Raw genomic sequence first — 18,220 nt, forward strand, 5'->3', positions numbered from 1 at the left:
CACTCGATAAGCTGAGTGGATGGCTACCCGCATCAATCCGAGCATCCTCGCCGCCGACTTCGCCAATTTCGAGAGCGAGCTGGGTCGCATCCGCTCGGCCGATCTGGTGCACGTCGACATCATGGACAACCACTTCGTGCCGAACCTCACGTTCGGACTCGGTATGGTGCAACGCCTGCAGCAGGTCTCGCCGCTGCCGCTCGACATCCACCTGATGATCGACGACCCCGAGCGTTGGGCGCCCGGCTACGCCGAGGCCGGCGCCTACTCGGTCACCTTTCATGCCGAGGCCACGACAGAACCGGTCGCGCTGGCGAGAAAATTGCGCGAGATCGGCGCCCGCGCCGGTCTCGCGCTGAAGCCCGGCACCGATGTGACGCCCTACCTCGACCTGCTCCCCGAATTCGACCAGGTGCTCGTCATGACCGTCGAGCCCGGTTTCGGTGGCCAGAGGTTCATGCACGAAACCATGCCGAAGCTTGCCCAGCTGCGAACAACGGTGCAGAACAGCGGCCTCGACGTCTGGCTGCAGGTCGACGGCGGCATCACCGCGCAGACCATCGAGATCGCAGCCGCGGCCGGCGCCGACACCTTCGTGGCCGGTTCCAGCGTGTTCGGGGCCGAGAATCCGGCCGCCCAGATCGCCCTGCTGCGCCAGAGCGCGGCCAGCCACCGTCACGGTGCGGGTAACCTAGAGTCGTGAAAACATTTGATGACCTTTTCGTAGAACTGAGCGACAAGGCCGCCACCCGTCCAGAGGGCTCCGGTACCGTACGCGAACTCGACGCCGGCGTGCACGCCATTGGCAAGAAAATTGTTGAGGAAGCCGCCGAAGTCTGGATGGCCGCCGAGTTTCAGAGCGACGACGAAACCTCCGCTGAGATCTCCCAGTTGCTGTACCACCTGCAGGTCATGATGATCGCCAAAGGGCTCTCTCCGGCCGACATCTACCGACATCTGTGACCCGCGCCAGCGCACCAGCTGGCTCGAAATCAGTGAATAGTCGCGTGATCCAAAACCGAGAAAGTACCCCCATGCTGAGAATTGCCGTGCCCAACAAGGGCTCGTTGTCTGAAACCGCCGCGCAGATGCTCACCGAAGCCGGCTACACCGGCCGTCGCGACCCGCGCGACCTCGTTACCGCCGACCCCCGCAACGGGGTCGAGTTCTTCTACCTGCGCCCCCGTGACATCGCCACCTACGTGGGATCCGGCGCCCTCGACGTCGGTATCACCGGCCGCGACCTGCTGCTCGACTCGCACTCCAAAGCCGTGGAGATCGCCAGTCTCGACTTCGGCGATTCCACCTTTCGTTTCGCCGGTCCGGCTGGCCGCTTCACCGAGCTGAAGCACCTCCACGGTCTGCGTGTCGCCACGAGCTACCCCGGCCTGGTTGAACGCTTCCTCGCCACCCACTCAGTGACCGTCGACCTCGTGGAACTCGATGGCGCCGTCGAATCGGCCGTTCAGCTCGGCGTAGCGGATGCCGTCGCCGATGTCGTCTCCACCGGCACGACCCTCCGCAAGGCGGGCCTCGAAATCTTCGGACCGGTCATTCTCGAGTCCACCGCTGTCTTGATCAGCTCCACCAACGACAAGGCCGGCATCGATACCCTGTTGCGCCGCCTGCAGGGCGTACTCGTGGCCCGCCAGTATGTGCTGCTGGACTACGACATTCCGGTCGCCCTGCTCGACGCTGCGGCAGCGCTTGCTCCGGGCATCGAATCGCCGACGGTGTCCTCGCTGCACGACCCGGAGTGGGCCGCCGTGCGCGTCATGATCGCCCGCCTCGACATGAACAACGTGATGGATGCCCTCTACGCCCTCGGCGCCCGGGCCATTCTGGTCACCACCATTCACAACGCCCGCCTCTAAGAACCCCGCGAGAGGATAACCAGCATGACCCTGAGTGTGCGCGTCATTCCCTGCCTCGACGTGGCCAACGGTCGTGTCGTCAAGGGTGTTAACTTTCAGAACCTGCGCGATGCCGGCGACCCGGTCGAACTCGCGCGCCGGTACTACGAGCAGGGCGCTGACGAGCTCACCTTTCTCGATGTCACGGCCACGGTCGACAACCGCGCGACCACCTACGACGTGGTGCGAGCCACGGCCGAGCAGGTGTTCATTCCGCTCACCGTCGGCGGCGGTATTCGCAGCGTCGAAGACGTCTCGCGCCTGCAGGCGAGCGGTGCCGATAAGGTCGGCGTCAACAGCGCCGCGATCGCCCGACCGGCCCTGATCAATGAGATCGCCGACCGGTTCGGCGCCCAGGTACTCGTGTTGAGCCTCGATGTGAAGCGCTCCCATCGCACCGAGAGCGGCTTCATCGTCACCACCCACGGCGGTCGCACCGAGACCGACCTGGATGCCGTGGCCTGGGCTCGGCAGGCGATCGAGCTGGGTGCGGGGGAGCTCCTGGTCAACTCGATCGACGCCGACGGCACCAAGGCCGGCTTCGACACCGAACTGATCGCGCTCATGCGGGCCAACAGTCGGGTTCCGGTGATCGCCTCCGGTGGCGCCGGCCGGGTCGAAGACTTTCCCCCCGCTATCCGCGCCGGCGCGGACGCCGTGCTGGCGGCATCCGTTTTTCACAATGCACAACTGACCGTAGGCGACGTGAAGCGCGAGCTGTCCGACGCCGGAATGCTGGTGCGCTGATGAGCGCCGAACTCACTACCCAGCTTGACGCCGCCGTCTTCAACGAATCCGGCTTGCTGCCCGCCGTCATTCAGCAGTGGGACACCCACGAGGTGCTCATGCTCGGCTGGATGAACCGCGAGGCGCTGCGCCGCACCCTCACCGAAGGGCGCGTCACCTTCTGGTCGCGCAGCCGGCAGGAATTCTGGCGAAAGGGCGACACGTCGGGCCACGCCCAGTACGTACACTCGGCCGCCTTCGATTGCGACAATGACACCCTGCTCGTGCAGGTCGACCAGGTTGGGGCGGCCTGCCACACCGGCTCGCGCACCTGTTTCGACGGGCGCGACCTCGGTGCCAGCTCCATGGAAAGGCCCACGGAATGACAGCCACCACCCCGGCCGCAACGGGCGCCCGCACCGCCGGCTCCACAACCCGGGGCCAGTTCGATGCCCTCCGTGACGCGCATCGGGTCATCCCGGTGATTCGGGAGCTCTTCGCCGACGGTGAGACCCCGGTCGGCATATACCGCAAGCTGGCCAACGGTCTGCCGGGCAGTTTTCTGCTCGAGTCCGCCGAACAGGGCGGCATCTGGTCGCGCTTCTCCTTCGTGGGGGTGTCGTCGTTCGGCGTGCTCACCCAGGAGGGCGACAACACCCGGTGGATCGACTACGGCCTCTCCGCCGACCGGGCCTTGGGCTCCGCCGCAGAGCTGGGCCCGCTGGCAGCCCTGGCCTATCTGTTCGACCGCTGGCAGACGCCGCGGTTGCCCGAACACCCGCCGCTGACCGGTGGCCTCGTCGGTTTCATCGGGTGGGAGGCGATCCGTCAGATTGAACGCCTGCCGCATCAGCCGCCGGCCGACTACGACGTACCCGGCCAGTCCTTCAGCTTCGTCGCCGACCTCGTCGTACTCGACCACAAGTACGGCACCGTGCAGCTCATCGCCAACGTCCTGAACGACGGCACCGACACGCCAGACACACTGTGGGCGGATGCGACGGCTCGCTTGGATTCCCTGCAAAAGCGCCTCGCCGCCCCCGGGGAAGCCTGGCTAGCCGAGGTCGACCTGCAGGCACCGAGCGCGCCGAGCAATCGCACCACGCGCGAAGACTTTCTCGCCGCCGTCAACATCGGCAAGCAGCACATCGTCGATGGCGATGTTTTTCAGGTCGTCATCTCCCAGCGCTTCGACCAGGTCTGCACCGCGCACCCAATCGACGTCTACCGGGTGCTGCGCAGCCTCAATCCGAGCCCGTACATGTACCTGCTGAGCCTGGAAACACCGAGCGGAGACCCGTACTGGATCGTTGGGTCCTCACCCGAAGCCCTCGTCAAGGTTCAAGACCAACGTGTCTTCACCCATCCGATCGCCGGCTCGAAGCCGCGCGGCACCACACCGGATGCCGACGCCGACTACGCGATCGAACTCGCCGGTGACCCCAAGGAACGTGCAGAGCACCTCATGCTCGTCGACCTGGCCCGCAACGACCTGCTCAAGGTCTGCACGGCCGGATCCGTTGAAGTGACCGAGTTCATGCGCATCGAACGCTTCAGTCACATCATGCACCTGGTCTCCTCGGTCGAGGGCAACCTGGTGCCCGGCAAAACCGCGATCGACGTCTTCCGCGCCACGTTCCCGGCTGGAACCTTGTCGGGCGCTCCGAAACCGCGGGCTCTGGAGATCATCGACGCCCTCGAACCGGCCCAGCGCGGCGTGTATGGGGGAGTGGTCGGCTACTTCGGCTTTGCTGGTGACGCCGACCTCGCCATCGCCATTCGCACCGCGACGATCAAGGACGGCATCGCCCGCGTGCAGGCGGGTGGCGGCGTCGTCACCGATTCCGACCCGGCCTCCGAGTACCAGGAATCCCAGAACAAGGCCGCCGCACCATTGCGTGCGGTCGCCGTGGCCAACGCGATGCGGAGGGTTTTCTAATGGTGCCCGATACCCCGACAGAAACAGCCAAACGGATGTCGCCCCGTCGGCTCAAACTCATTCTCATCCTCACCATTCTGGGTGCGAGCGCACTGGCATTGCTGGCGTGGACCCAGGTCTGGGTCCACGCGGAAGTGGGACTTCCCGACGCTGGCACCCAGGTGCTGCAGATCGACGGAGCCATCGCCGCGCCGGCGCTGACGGCACTCGCGCTCTGCGGTTTCGCCCTGGCCGGTGCCCTCACCATTGCCGGTCGGCTCATTCGCATCGTGCTCGGCGCCCTCGAGGTATTGCTCGGGGTGTCGGTGTTTCTCGCCGCGTTCCTCGCGGTCGACGACCCATCGCGAGCCAGTGCCGCTGCGGTCACCGCAGCGACGGGCATCGCCGGACATGAATCCATTCAGCTGAGCGTGCTCGGCACAGTTGTCACGCCGTGGCCATACGTCGCCATGGCGGCGGCGGTACTCATGGCCGCCACCGGGGTGATCGTGATCCTGACCAGCGCGCGCTGGCCTGGCCCGACCCGCAAGTACCAGGCCGTGCGTTTTGAATCGGTCGCCTCAGCCGACGGTTCCGTGCCGGCTGCGCCCTTCGCCGGCGACTCGCCGCCCGCACCGACCGCCGCGAGCGACTCGGTCGGCGACTGGGACGATCTCAGTCGCGGTGAAGACCCGACCGCTCGCTGAAGGCGGGCCGTCGCTCCGCTAGACTTGACCCGCTGGTCAACGCACACAGTGTTAACGTATTTACGAGGAGAACCATGAGCATCGATCTGTCAGATCCCGGACACGGCCACTCCCCGGCGGCCTGGACCGCGGTCATCATCATGCTGGCCGCTTTCACCATCGGCACCACAGCCTTCTTCTTCGAGCTGGTCTGGCTGGTCTGGGCGTCCTTCGGGCTGCTCATCGCCGGCGTCATCGTCGGCTACGTACTCAGCAAGGTCGGCTACGGCGTCAATGCCACGTCGCCCGGCCACTGACCGGCTGCAAAGAGACCTGGTGCTTCAAGAACTTCTCGCCGGCTCGGTATCCGATGCCGAACAACGCCTCCTGACTCGCCCGCTGGCGACCGTCGAGACGGCGGCGCGCGCCCACGCGCCCGCACTCGACGCGCTGGCGGCCTTGGCCCCGGCTGATCGCGTCAAGATTCTCGCGGAAATCAAGCGGGCCAGCCCCAGCCGCGGTTCCCTGGCGGCCATCACCGACCCGGCAGCACTTGCTGTCTCCTATGAGACCGGCGGGGCGAGCGCTATCAGCGTGCTAACCGAGGGTCGCCGCTTTCACGGCTCACTGACCGACCTCGAACAGGTGCGGGCTGCGGTGAGCATTCCTATCCTCCGCAAGGACTTCATCGGAACCCCGTATCAGGTGTTCGAAGCGCGCGCAGCCGGCGCCGACCTCGTGCTGCTGATCGTGGCCGCGCTCGATCAGGCCACCCTCGTCTCCCTCCACGAACTCATTCGTGAGCTCGGCATGACCGCCCTGGTCGAAACGCACAGCGGCGACGAAGTAAGCCGCGCACTCGACATCGGTGCGAGCCTGGTCGGGGTCAACGCCCGCAACCTGTCCACTTTTGAACTCGACCAGAACCTCTTCGAGACTCTGGCCGACAAAATTCCGTCCGGCGTCATCCGAGTCGCCGAATCCGCCGTCAAGACTGCCGCCGACGTCGCGCACTACCGTGCAGCCGGCGCCGACGTCGTCTTGGTCGGCGAAGCGCTCGTCACGAGCGACCCCATCCGAACCCTCTCCGAGTTTTTGGCGGTTTAAATGTCTTTGCGAAAAGAATCCTTGCGTGCGCAGTCCGGCCCGTATTTCGGCGGCTTCGGCGGCCGGTTCGTGCCCGAATCCCTCGTGGCGGCGCTCGATGAACTCACGGCGGAATACGAACTCGCCAAGAACGATCCCGCCTTCGCCGCGGCCCTGATGGAGTTGCACGTCAACTACGCCGGTCGCCCCTCGATCATTACCGAGGTTCCGCGCTTCGCCGAGTACGCCGGCGGCGCCCGCATCATCCTCAAACGCGAAGATCTCAATCACACCGGCTCGCACAAGATCAACAACGCCCTGGGCCAGGCCCTGCTCACCAAGCGCATCGGCAAGACCCGCGTCATCGCGGAAACCGGAGCCGGCCAGCACGGCGTGGCCACGGCCACCGTCGCCGCCCTCTTCGGGCTGGAGTGCGTCGTCTACATGGGCGAGGTCGACACCGAACGCCAGGCCCTCAACGTGGCCCGGATGCGCCTGCTCGGTGCCGAGGTCGTTCCGGTCAAGACCGGCTCGCGCACCCTGAAGGATGCCATCAACGACGCCATGCGCGACTGGGTCACCAACGTTGAGACCACCAACTATATTTTCGGAACCGTGGCCGGCCCGCATCCGTTCCCCGCCATGGTGCGTGACTTTCAGAAGATCATCGGTGAAGAAGCCCGTCAGCAGGTGCTCGACCTGACCGGCAGCCTGCCGGATGCTGTCACAGCCTGTGTCGGCGGCGGCTCCAACGCCATGGGCATCTTTCATGCCTTCCTCGACGACCCGGATGTCGCCCTGTTCGGCTATGAGGCGGCCGGCGACGGCATTGACACGCCGCGGCACGCTGCCACCATCACCAAGGGGCGTCCCGGAGTACTGCACGGCGCCCGCAGCATGCTGCTGCAGGACGAAGACGGCCAAACCATCGATTCCCACTCTATCTCGGCCGGCCTCGACTATCCGGGGGTCGGACCGGAGCACGCCTGGCTTGCGAGCATCGGCCGGGCCACCTACCTGCCGATCAGCGACGACGAGGCGATGAGCGCCCTGCGCCTGCTCAGCCGCACCGAGGGCATCATCCCCGCGATCGAGTCGTCGCACGCCCTCGCCGGCACCCTCGAACTCGGCCGTGCGCTCGGCCCTGAAGCGACCATCCTGGTCAACCTCAGCGGTCGCGGCGACAAAGACATGGAAACAGCGGGCCGGTACTTCGATCTGCTCGACGAAGGCGCTGACCAGTCATGACCACCCCCGTTTTTCGACATGGAACGACGAGCGGCATCGTGAGCTCGGTCGAACAGACCATTGCCCGCCGCCGGACCGAGGGCGGGGGAGCCCTCATCGGCTACCTGCCGGTTGGTTTCCCCACCCTGAACGAGAGCATCGACGCGGCGGTGGCCCTCGTCGCCAACGGCGTCGACATCATCGAACTCGGCCTGCCCTACTCCGACCCCGTGATGGATGGCCCGGTCATTCAGGCGGCAACCCAGCAGGCACTGGCCAACGGGTTCAAACTCCGCCACGGTTTTGAAGCGATCAGGGCCATCACCGAGCAGGTCGACGCGCCCGTTCTGGTAATGACCTACTGGAACCCGGTCGTTCAGTACGGAGCTGAGCGTTTCGCCGATGACCTCCGGGCCGCCGGGGGCGCGGGTCTGATCACCCCCGACCTCATTCCCGATGAAGCCGCCGACTGGATGGCCGCGAGCGAGCGCACCGGACTCGACCGGGTGTTCCTGGCCGCGCCGTCCTCGTCCGATGCCCGCCTGGTGCAGGCGATCGAAGCCAGCCGCGGATTTGTCTATACCGTCTCAACGATGGGTACCACCGGTGCTCGCGCGGGCGTCGATGCCGCCGCTCGTATCCTGGTGGAACGCCTGCGCGCCGCCGGCTGCACGAGCGCCTGCGTCGGCCTCGGCATCTCCACCCCCGAGCAGGTCCGTGAGATTCTCGGCTACGCCGACGGCGCCATCGTCGGCTCTGCGCTCGTGAAAGCGCTCACCGACGGGGGAGTACCCGCCGTTGCCCGCCTGGCGCTCGAACTCGCCGCCGGCGCGAACGATATTCGCCCGCCGTCGCCGCCCCGGTAAATTGTCACTTCGGTAGATCCAGGCGCGTTCTACGCTAAATTGTTCGAGGCGATCGATTCGCCCCAGGTGGCGTGAGTCACGATGAAAGGTAGTACCCAGGTGTCTTTGAGTCTTCTGAGCACGAGCATCCCGAGCCCCGCGTGGAGCTTCTTTGACCTCGGTCCGTTCCGCATTCACGCCTACGCGCTGTGCATCCTCGCCGGAATCATCCTCGCGACGGTCATCACGTCGCGCCGCCTCACCAAGCGCGGCGCCGAGCCGGGAGTCGTACTCGACATCATCCTCTGGGCCGTGCCGCTCGGCATCGTCGGTGCGCGTATCTACCACGTGCTCACCCACCCGGGCGACTACTTCTTCGAGGGAGCCGATCTGCTCCGCACCCTGTATATCTGGGAGGGCGGCAACGCGATCTTCGGCTCCCTGATCGGTGGTGCCGTCGGTGCCTGGATCGGCTGCCGCCTGGCCGGTATCCGCTTTTGGACCTTCGCCGACGCCGTCGCACCCGCGCTGCTCGTCGCCCAGGCGACCGGCCGGCTCGGCAACTGGTTCAACCACGAACTTTTCGGGCTGCCGACGACCCTGCCGTGGGGCCTGGAAATTGACCCAAGCAACCCGGCATTCCCGGTGGGGCTGCCGGACGGCACGCTGTTCCACCCGACTTTTCTCTACGAAATCATTTGGAACCTGCTCGGTGTTGCCGTCATCCTCTATCTGGAACGCAAGTTTCGGCTGCGCTTCGGGCAAACCCTGGGTGCCTACCTCATCTGGTATGGACTGGGTCGCAGCTTTTTTGAATCGATTCGCATTGACCCGAGCGAGATTTACTTCGGAATCCGCACTAACGTCTGGGCGGCCATGGCGGCCATTGCCGTCGGTCTGATCATTATTCTGGTGCAGCGTCACCGTCACCCCGGCCTCGAGCCCAGCGCCTATGTGCCCGGTCGGGAATGGATTGGTCCGGACGCTGGGGTAGAATTTGAGGACAGCGATTCGGATGATCTTGATCAAAGCTCCGCGGATCAGAGCGATGATGCCGATGAACGCACCGAATCACCCGAGGCTCCAGCCACAAGCACGAGCGCTTCGCGTCTGTAGAGTTCGTTCGCTGACATCCAGCCAACACACACGTAGCGCCGCCCGAATGCGGGCCTGACCCGAACCGGGCAAGCGTTATGGTTTTCCGCACACATCTCCTTCGGGCCAGCGTCGTCCCTTACTGCCAGTCATTTCGTGAGGACGGTCTCAATGGCGCAGAAACCTCTCTACTCCCGCTTCAGCAGCATGCCCGAAGCATCCGGTTTGTACGATCCGGCGGCCGAACGCGACGCGTGCGGCCTGGCCATGGTGGCGACCCTGCGAGGAACCGCCGGGCACGACATCATCACGCAGGCCCTCGACGCCCTGCGTAACCTGGAACACCGCGGGGCCGTCGGCTCCGACGCCGGAACCGGTGACGGTGCCGGCATCATCACCCAGATACCGGATGCCTTCCTGCGTGCCGTCACGGATATCGCGCTTCCCCCGGTGGGGCAGTACGCCGTCGGCAACGTTTTTCTGCCAACCGATCCGACCGCTCGCACCGCCATCAAACGCGCCATCAGCCTGATCGCGGACGAGGAAAGCCTCAGCATCCTCGGCTGGCGTGAGGTTCCGGTACACCCGGAAGACCTCGGCAGCCAGGCCCGCGCGAACATGCCCGCCATCCAACAGCTGTTCGTGCAGAGCACTCGCACCACCGAAGCCGGCGCTCCGTTCTCCGACATCGCGCTGGATCGGCAGACCTTTCGGCTGCGCAAGCGCGCCGAACGCGAGCTCGAGATCTACTTCGTGTCGCTGTCCTGCCGCACCCTGGTCTACAAAGGCATGGTCACGACCCTGCAGCTCGAACCGTTCTACCCCGATCTGTCCGACGAACGTTTCGTCTCAACGCTCGCCCTCGTGCACTCGCGTTACTCCACGAACACGTTCCCGTCCTGGCCGCTCGCCCAGCCGTTCCGAATGATCGCCCACAACGGTGAGATCAACACGGTGCAGGGAAACCGCAACTGGATGCGCGCGCGTCAGTCCCAGCTCGAGTCTGAGCTGCTCGGCGACCTCGCCCCCCTGCTGCCGATTGTCACCCCTGGCGCCAGCGACTCTGCCTCGTTCGATGAGGTCGTCGAACTGCTCAGCCTGTCCGGGCGGTCGCTGCCCCACGCCATCATGATGATGGTGCCGGAGGCCTGGGAAAACCAGACCGACCTCGACGACGAACGTCGCGACTTCTACGAGTACCACTCGATGCTCATGGAACCGTGGGACGGCCCCGCCGCGATCGTCTTCACCGACGGATCCCTCGTCGGCGCCACCCTCGACCGTAACGGCCTGCGCCCCGGACGCTACCTGATCACCGACGACGGCCTCGTCGTGCTCGCGAGCGAAATCGGCGTACTCGGAATCGACCCGGCCCGGGTCGTGCGCAAGGGCCGCCTGCGCCCTGGCCAGATGTTTTTAGTCGACACCAAGGCCGGCCGCATCATCGACGACCGGGAGATCAAGGCCGAACTGTCGGCCAGTGAGCCGTGGGGCGAATGGCTCCAAAAAGGTCGCATCAACCTCAAGGATCTGCCGGAGCGGGAGCACATCGTGCACCCGCCGGCATCCGTTGTGCGTCGCCAGCGCACCTTCGGCTATACCGAAGAAGAGGTGCGCATTCTGCTCACCCCGATGGCGCGCACCGGAGCCGAACCGCTCGGCGCCATGGGCAGCGACACGCCCATCGCGGTGCTGAGCGACCGCCCGCGCCTCATGTTCGACTACTTCACTCAGCAGTTCGCGCAGGTCACCAACCCGCCGCTCGACTCGATTCGTGAAGAAGTCGTCACAAGCCTCAAGCTCGGTCTCGGCCCGGAACGCAACCTGCTCTCCGCCGGTCCGGAGCATGCCCGCCAGGTCGTTTTGGACTTCCCGGTCATCGACAACGACGAATTGGCGAAGATCCAGCACATCGACCCGGCCGTCGGCAGCCGTACCACCACGACCATTCGTGGCCTGTACCGCTTTGAAGAGGGCCCAGACGCCCTGGCCAAGCGACTCGCCGCGATCTGCGCCCTGGTCGATGAGGCCATCGAGGCCGGCGCCCTGTTCATCGTGCTGAGCGACCGCGACTCCAACAAGGACCTCGCCCCGATCCCCTCGCTGCTCATGATCGCCGCAGTGCACCACCACCTCATTCGCACCGAAAACCGCATGAAGGTCGGCATCGTGGTCGAGGCCGGCGACGTGCGCGAAGTGCACCACATTGCCCTGCTCATGGGCTACGGCGCATCAGCCGTGAACCCCTACCTCGCCATGGAAACCTGCGAAGACCTCGTGCGAAGCGGCATCATCACCAACGTCACGCCCGAAAAGGCCGTGCGCAACGTGATCAAGGCCCTCGGCAAGGGAGTGCTCAAAATCATGTCGAAGATGGGCATCTCCACCGTGTCCTCCTACGCCGGCGCCCAGACCTTCGAAGCCGTCGGCCTATCCCAGTCCTTCGTCGACCAGTACTTCACCGGTACCACGAGCAAGCTCGGCGGCGTCGGCATCGACGTGATCGGTGTCGAAAACCTGTCGCGTCACGCCTCCGCGTACCCAATGGATGCTGCGGTGACCGCGCACGAGCGCCTCGCGACCGGCGGCGAATACCAGTGGCGCCGCGATGGTGCCCCGCATCTGTTCAACCCGGAGACCATCTTCCGGCTGCAGCACGCCACTCGCACCAAGCGCTACGACATCTTTCGCGAGTACACGAAAATGGTCGACGACCAGGCCGAATCGCTCATGACCCTGCGCGGTATGTTCACGCTCAGCCCGGGCCAGCGCACTCCGGTGCCGCTCGACGAGGTCGAATCGGTGTCTCAGATCGTCAAACGGTTCTCGACCGGCGCGATGAGCTACGGTTCCATTTCGCAGGAGGCGCACGAGACTCTCGCGATCGCCATGAACCGTCTGGGCGGCAAGTCCAATACCGGTGAGGGCGGCGAAGACCTCGACCGTCTGCTCGACCCGGCCCGGCGCAGCGCCGTCAAGCAGGTCGCCTCGGGCCGGTTCGGTGTGACGAGCATGTACCTGACCCACGCCGACGACATCCAGATCAAACTCGCCCAGGGTGCCAAGCCCGGCGAGGGCGGTCAGCTGCCTCCCACCAAGGTGTACCCGTGGATCGCCCGCACCCGGCACGCCACGGCCGGCGTCGGCCTCATCTCGCCGCCGCCGCACCACGACATCTACTCGATCGAAGACTTGAAGCAGCTCATCTTCGACCTGAAACGCGCCAACCCCAAGGCACGCATCCACACCAAACTGGTCAGCCAGTCCGGTATCGGTGCCGTCGCGGCCGGTGTTGCCAAAGCCCTCTCCGACGTGATCTTGATCAGCGGCCACGACGGCGGGACGGGTGCCAGCCCGGTCAACTCGCTCAAGCACGCCGGAACCCCGTGGGAACTCGGCCTCGCCGAAACCCAGCAGACGCTCATGCTCAACGGCATGCGTGACCGCGTGGTGGTGCAGGTGGATGGCCAGCTGAAGACCGGCCGTGACGTACTCATCGGTGCCCTGCTCGGTGCTGAGGAATTCGGCTTCGCCTCCGCTCCGCTTGTTGTGTCGGGCTGCATCATGATGCGCGTCTGCCACCTCGACACCTGCCCGGTCGGCGTTGCCACTCAGAACCCGGAACTGCGCAAACGTTTCGCAGGCCAGGCCGACCACGTCGTGAATTTCTTCGAGTTCATCGCCCAGGAGGTGCGTGAGTACCTCGCTGAGCTCGGCTTCCGCAGCCTCGATGAGGCCATCGGCCACCGCGAGGTGCTGAACGTGAACCGTGCACTCACTCACTGGAAGGCGCAGGGGCTTGACCTCTCTCCCATCCTGAGCGGCCCGGACTTCTCGGAGGCAGAACCGCGCAAGTGGGCGCGCGCTCAGGAGCACGAACTCGACAAGCACTTCGACAACGAACTGATTCGGCGCAGCCAGAGCGTGCTCGAACACGGCGGGACAATCAGGATCGACCTGCCGATTCGCAACACCGAACGCGCCGTCGGTACCATGCTCGGCAACCAGGTCACCCTGCGCCACGGCGAGAACGGTCTGCCGGCCGGCTCGATCGAGGTCACTCTCACCGGCTCAGCCGGACAGTCCTTCGGGGCATTCCTGCCGAGCGGAATCACCCTGCGCCTCGAGGGCGAATCCAACGACTACGTCGGCAAGGGCCTGTCGGGCGGGCAGATCATCGTGCGCCCCGACCGGGCCAGTCAGTTCCCGGCCGAAGACAACGTCATCGCCGGAAACGTCATCGGCTACGGCGCCACGCAGGGCAGCATGTTCATTCGCGGCATTGTCGGGGAACGATTCCTCGTGCGCAACTCCGGCGCGATCGCCGTTGTCGAGGGCGTGGGCGACCACGCGCTCGAATACATGACCGGCGGCCTCGCCCTCATCCTCGGCGAGACCGGACGCAACCTTGGCGCCGGTATGAGTGGCGGTACGGCTTACGTCTACGGGCTGACCGCCGAACGGGTCAACCGTGACGCGCTGACCTCGGGGGAGCTCAGGTTGCTCGCTCTCGAGAGCGTCGACCGGGAGATCGTGCGCGACCTGCTCGAACAACACCGGGACCAGACCGATTCAGCACTCGCCAAGCGCATGCTGTCGAAGTTGGAAGAAACCATGAACACATTTGTCAAGGTACTGCCGCGCGACTACGCGGCCGTACTGGAGACCAGGCAGACGGCCGTCGACGAGGGACTCGATCCCGACGGACTCGTTGTCTGGAATCGAATTCTGGAGGTAACCAATGGCTGATCCGAAGGGATTCCTGAAGACCACCGACCGCGAGCTGCCTGCTCGCCGTCCGGTGGCCATCCGTTTGATGGACTGGAAAGAGGTCTACGAGCAGGGTGACGCCGCTGTCCTCAAACGTCAGGCCGGCCGCTGCATGGACTGCGGAGTGCCGTTCTGTCACCAGGGCTGCCCGCTCGGCAACCTCATTCCGGAGTGGAACGACCTGGTCTGGCGCGATGAGGGCCGTGCGGCCATCGAGCGCCTGCACGCCACGAACAACTTTCCGGAGTTCACTGGTCGTCTCTGCCCGGCCCCGTGTGAGTCGTCGTGCGTGCTCGGCATCAACCAGCCCGCCGTCACCATCAAGCAGGTCGAGGTGTCGATCATCGACCAGGCCTTTGCCAAGGGCTGGGTGCAACCGCAGCCGCCCGGACGCCTGACCGGTAAGACCGTCGCCGTCGTCGGATCCGGTCCTGCCGGACTGGCCGCAGCCCAGCAGCTGACCCGCGCCGGCCACACCGTTGCCGTGTTCGAACGCGACGACCGCATAGGCGGCCTGCTCCGCTACGGCATCCCCGACTTCAAAATGGAGAAGAAGCACCTCGAACTGCGACTGGCGCAGATGACGGCGGAGGGAACCCGGTTCCGCGCCAACGTCAACATCGGCGCGGACATCACCTGGGACGACCTGCGCGCCCGCTACGACGCCGTCGTGGTGGCGACCGGTGCCATGGTTCCCCGCGACCTGCCCATTCCGGGGCGCGACCTGCCCGGCGTGCACTTCGCCATGGAATACCTGGTGCAGCAGAACAAGATCGGCGCCGGCGGAGCCATCGAAGCGCAGATCACCGCCGAGGGTAAGCACGTCGTCGTGCTCGGTGGTGGTGACACCGGGGCCGACTGCATCGGGACCGCACACCGTCAGCTGGCAGCATCCGTCACCAACTTGGCGATCGGCAAGCAGCCGGGCACCACTCGGCCGGAAAACCAGCCGTGGCCGATGTCCCCGACCCTGTTCGAGGTCTCCAGCGCCCACGAAGAGGGCGGCACCCGCCAGTACCTCGCGTCGACGGTTGAATTTCTGGCCAACGATTTCGGTGAGGTACGTGCCATTCGCATCGCCGAGACCGAATACCTCGACGGACGCCGCGTTCCCAAGGCCGGCACCGAGATGGAGATTCCGGCCGATCTCGTGCTGCTCGCGATGGGCTTCACTGGCCCGGAGCCGGACGACCTCAGCCACCAGCTAAAGCTTCCGTTCGACGGTCGCGGCAACGTCGAACGCGACGGCAACTACCAGACCAGCCACGAGGGCGTCTTCGTCGCCGGCGATGCCGGTCGCGGCCAGTCACTCATCGTCTGGGCTATCGCCGAAGGACGTGCTGCGGCCGCTGCGGTCGACCAGTTCCTGGAAGGCCAGACCCAACTGCCATCTCCCGTTAAGCCCACGGACCGCTCCTTCGCCCTCTAAACCCTTACTCTTCCTGCACCACGTCGTAATGCGCTCACAAAGCGCGGAAATCGGAGATTCACCAGAATGAGACGCGCAAAAATCGTCGCCACCCTCGGGCCGGCGGCTGCCAGCTACGAGCAGATCAGAGCGCTCATCGACGCGGGCGTTGACGTCTGCCGAATGAACCTGAGCCACGGCAACTACCAGGTGCACGAGAGCGTCTACGCCAACGTGCGTAAGGCTGCCAACGACTCCGGGCGTGCCGTCGCCGTCATGGTCGACCTGCAGGGCCCCAAGATTCGCCTCGGCAAGTTCGAGGGCGGCCCGTACGAGCTCGCCGTCGGTGACATTTTCAAGATCACCACCGAAGACGTGCTCGGCACCAAAGAGCTCTCCGGCACCACCTTCAAGGGTCTGCCGCACGACGTGCACCCCGGCGACTTTCTGCTCATCGACGATGGCAAGGTGAAGGTGCAGGTCGTCGAAACGGATGGCGTCGTCGTCACCACCCGCGTGATCGTCGCCGGCCCGGTCTCCAACAACAAGGGCATCAACCTGCCCGGCGTAGCAGTGAACGTGCCGGCCCTGTCGGAGAAGGACGAAGCCGACCTGCGCTGGGGCCTCCGTCTCGGAGCCGACCTCATCGCCCTCTCTTTTGTGCGCAGCGCCGATGACATCACCCGCGTGCACGAGATCATGGCCGAAGAGGGCCGCCGCGTTCCGGTGATCGCCAAGATCGAGAAGCCGCAGGCCGTCGACAACCTCGAAGAGATCGTCGACGCCTTCGACGCGATCATGGTCGCCCGCGGCGACCTCGGCGTCGAGCTTCCGCTCGAGGCCGTGCCGATCGTGCAGAAGCAGGCCGTGGAGATCGCTCGCCGCATGGCCAAGCCCGTCATCGTCGCCACGCAGATGCTCGAATCCATGATTCTGAGCCCGGTGCCCACCCGCGCCGAGACCAGCGACGTCGCCAACGCCGTGCTCGATGGTGCTGATGCCGTCATGCTCAGCGGTGAGACCAGCGTCGGAGAATACCCCGTTGTCACGGTGCAGACCATGGCCCGCATCGTGGAATCCACCGAGGTGCACGGCCTCGAGCGCATCGGCAAGCTGACCAACCGTCCGCGCACCCAGGGCGGTGCGATCACCCTCGCCGCCATCGAGGTGGCCGAGTTCGTCGATGCCAAGTTCCTCTGCATCTTCACCGAGTCCGGCGACTCGGCCCGCCGCATGTCCCGCCTGCGGTCGAAGATCCCGATGCTGGCCTTCACGCCGGAGCCGGGCATCCGTCGTCGTCTGGCCCTCACCTGGGGCGTTCAGACGTACCTGGTGGAGCCGGTGACCCACACCGACGCGATGTTCGGTCAGGTCGATGATATTCTCATCGGTCAGGGTCTCGCCGAAATCGGTGACAAGGTCGTCGTCATCTCCGGTTCCCCTCCCGGAATCGTCGGCTCGACGAACGACATTCGCGTGCACCGCGTGGGCGACGCCCACAACGAGGTCGCACCGGCGTACGTCAAGAAGTAGCGGTCAACACGAGAAGCCCCGCCCGTACGTTTGGGGCGGGGCCTCTCGTGTCTAGACAAACTGGCCGGTGTCATCTGCCCGCGCATCGACCTAATTCTGCACGAACGTGCAGGGCGCGCTTGAACACAACAAAAAACCCCGCTGATCGGGTATTTTGCTGTGAGAATTTGGTACCGGTGGTGGGACTCGAACCCACACGTCCTTGCGAACAAAGCATTTTGAGTGCTCCGCGTCTGCCATTCCGCCACACCGGCTTACAACTACTCGTTCAGAATACCGTAGGCTTTTGCTCGTGACCGACCAAGACAGCACCCCCACCCCTCCGCGCCGCGTTGTCGTCGCTGAGGATGAATCCCTCATCCGCCTCGACATCGTCGAGATTCTGCGCGACAACGGCTTTGAAGTCGTCGGCGAAGCCGGTGACGGAGAAACAGCGGTCGCCTTGGCGCGGGAGCTTCGCCCCGACCTGGTCATCATGGACGTCAAGATGCCCCAGCTCGACGGCATCAGCGCTGCTGAACGCTTGTCCAAAGAGCACATCGCACCGGTCGTGCTGCTGACCGCGTTCAGCCAGAAGGAACTGGTCGAGCGTGCCACCGAAGCCGGCGCACTGGCCTACGTCGTCAAGCCGTTCACCCCGAACGACCTGCTGCCCGCGATCGAGATCGCCCTCTCGCGCTACAGCCAGATCATCACCCTCGAAGCCGAGGTCGCCGACCTGGTCGAACGGTTCGAGACCCGCAAGCTCGTCGACCGGGCCAAGGGCCTGCTCAACGAGAAGATGGGCCTGACCGAGCCCGAAGCCTTCCGTTGGATCCAGAAGGCCTCGATGGACCGTCGCCTCACCATGCACGACGTGTCGCAGGCGATTATCGAGCAGCTCAGCGCCAAGAAGTAGAAACGTCTCAGAGAACGGCGCGGCAGATCCTGCCGGGCCGTTTTTTGTACCCGGACATCTGATCGGCTGGCGTGTCGGAGGTGTCCGATACGCTCGAACAGACGAAGGACGGGCG

16 protein-coding genes and 1 tRNA gene are annotated in these 18,220 nt (G+C 65.2%); 16 read left to right on the forward strand and 1 reads right to left on the reverse strand.

The annotated features are described in order from the left end of the window. Window positions 1-19: 19 nt before the first annotated feature. The 15 genes from rpe (at window position 20) to pyk (ending at window position 17,207) form a co-directional block, all read left to right on the forward strand. Window positions 20-703 carry a ribulose-phosphate 3-epimerase gene (rpe, locus tag E3T35_RS01210; RefSeq protein ID WP_092340072.1) on the forward strand — a complete coding sequence of 228 codons (684 nt, stop codon included), beginning with the start codon at window positions 20-22 and terminating at the stop codon, window positions 701-703. After that, a complete protein-coding gene (locus E3T35_RS01215; protein WP_092340073.1) occupies window positions 700-963 on the forward strand; it encodes a phosphoribosyl-ATP diphosphatase in 264 nt (87 codons plus the stop codon). Before rpe ends, E3T35_RS01215 begins: the two co-directional genes overlap by 4 nt. A gap of 71 nt (window positions 964-1,034) precedes the next feature. Then, on the forward strand, window positions 1,035-1,874 hold the full coding sequence (gene hisG / locus E3T35_RS01220; protein WP_092340074.1) for an ATP phosphoribosyltransferase: 840 nt from the start codon (window positions 1,035-1,037) through the stop codon (window positions 1,872-1,874). 24 nt (window positions 1,875-1,898) lie between these two features. Beyond that, window positions 1,899-2,660: an imidazole glycerol phosphate synthase subunit HisF gene (gene hisF, locus E3T35_RS01225; protein WP_104090381.1), complete on the forward strand. Its 762-nt coding sequence runs from the start codon at window positions 1,899-1,901 to the stop codon at window positions 2,658-2,660. Beyond that, window positions 2,660-3,025 carry a phosphoribosyl-AMP cyclohydrolase gene (gene hisI, locus E3T35_RS01230; RefSeq protein ID WP_104090379.1) on the forward strand — a complete coding sequence of 122 codons (366 nt, stop codon included), beginning with the start codon at window positions 2,660-2,662 and terminating at the stop codon, window positions 3,023-3,025. Before hisF ends, hisI begins: the two co-directional genes overlap by 1 nt. Continuing rightward, on the forward strand, window positions 3,022-4,578 hold the full coding sequence (locus tag E3T35_RS01235) for an anthranilate synthase component I (RefSeq protein WP_134344013.1): 1,557 nt from the start codon (window positions 3,022-3,024) through the stop codon (window positions 4,576-4,578). The genes hisI and E3T35_RS01235 overlap by 4 nt, the downstream gene beginning before the upstream one ends. After that, entirely contained in the window at window positions 4,578-5,264 is a 687-nt protein-coding gene (locus tag E3T35_RS01240; protein ID WP_134377662.1) for a Trp biosynthesis-associated membrane protein, read from the forward strand. Before E3T35_RS01235 ends, E3T35_RS01240 begins: the two co-directional genes overlap by 1 nt. 74 nt (window positions 5,265-5,338) lie before the next feature. Then, window positions 5,339-5,560, forward strand: a complete 222-nt coding sequence (locus E3T35_RS01245; protein WP_092340079.1) for a DUF6704 family protein — start codon at window positions 5,339-5,341, stop codon at window positions 5,558-5,560. Between the two features lie 19 nt (window positions 5,561-5,579). Next, a complete protein-coding gene (trpC, locus tag E3T35_RS01250) occupies window positions 5,580-6,350 on the forward strand; it encodes an indole-3-glycerol phosphate synthase TrpC (protein WP_134377663.1) in 771 nt (256 codons plus the stop codon). Next, the gene (gene trpB, locus E3T35_RS01255) at window positions 6,351-7,577 is read left to right on the forward strand and encodes a tryptophan synthase subunit beta (RefSeq protein ID WP_134344011.1); all 1,227 of its coding nucleotides are present in this window, start codon (window positions 6,351-6,353) and stop codon (window positions 7,575-7,577) included. After that, the gene (trpA, locus tag E3T35_RS01260; RefSeq protein WP_134377664.1) at window positions 7,574-8,422 is read left to right on the forward strand and encodes a tryptophan synthase subunit alpha; all 849 of its coding nucleotides are present in this window, start codon (window positions 7,574-7,576) and stop codon (window positions 8,420-8,422) included. Before trpB ends, trpA begins: the two co-directional genes overlap by 4 nt. A gap of 105 nt (window positions 8,423-8,527) precedes the next feature. Next, complete coding sequence (gene lgt / locus E3T35_RS01265) at window positions 8,528-9,517, forward strand: prolipoprotein diacylglyceryl transferase (protein WP_241988701.1); 990 nt, start codon at window positions 8,528-8,530, stop codon at window positions 9,515-9,517. A 150-nt stretch (window positions 9,518-9,667) separates the two neighbouring features. Then, window positions 9,668-14,245 (forward strand): glutamate synthase large subunit, encoded by a 4,578-nt coding sequence (gene gltB / locus E3T35_RS01270; protein WP_134344008.1) that lies wholly within the window; start codon window positions 9,668-9,670, stop codon window positions 14,243-14,245. Further along, window positions 14,238-15,695 (forward strand): glutamate synthase subunit beta, encoded by a 1,458-nt coding sequence (locus tag E3T35_RS01275; RefSeq protein ID WP_134344007.1) that lies wholly within the window; start codon window positions 14,238-14,240, stop codon window positions 15,693-15,695. The genes gltB and E3T35_RS01275 overlap by 8 nt, the downstream gene beginning before the upstream one ends. A gap of 66 nt (window positions 15,696-15,761) precedes the next feature. After that, entirely contained in the window at window positions 15,762-17,207 is a 1,446-nt protein-coding gene (pyk, locus tag E3T35_RS01280; protein WP_092340086.1) for a pyruvate kinase, read from the forward strand. Window positions 17,208-17,375: 168 nt separating this feature from the next. Here pyk and E3T35_RS01285 read toward each other — a convergent pair. Further along, window positions 17,376-17,461 (reverse strand) — tRNA-Leu (locus E3T35_RS01285). A gap of 38 nt (window positions 17,462-17,499) precedes the next feature. On the opposite strand from E3T35_RS01285, the gene E3T35_RS01290 reads away from it, so the two are divergent. Beyond that, window positions 17,500-18,105: an ANTAR domain-containing response regulator gene (locus tag E3T35_RS01290; RefSeq protein WP_035879545.1), complete on the forward strand. Its 606-nt coding sequence runs from the start codon at window positions 17,500-17,502 to the stop codon at window positions 18,103-18,105. Window positions 18,106-18,220: the final 115 nt, after the last annotated feature.

It is taken from the genome of Cryobacterium sp. TMT1-2-2 (assembly GCF_004403505.1).
GTDB classification, from domain to species: domain Bacteria; phylum Actinomycetota; class Actinomycetes; order Actinomycetales; family Microbacteriaceae; genus Cryobacterium; species Cryobacterium flavum.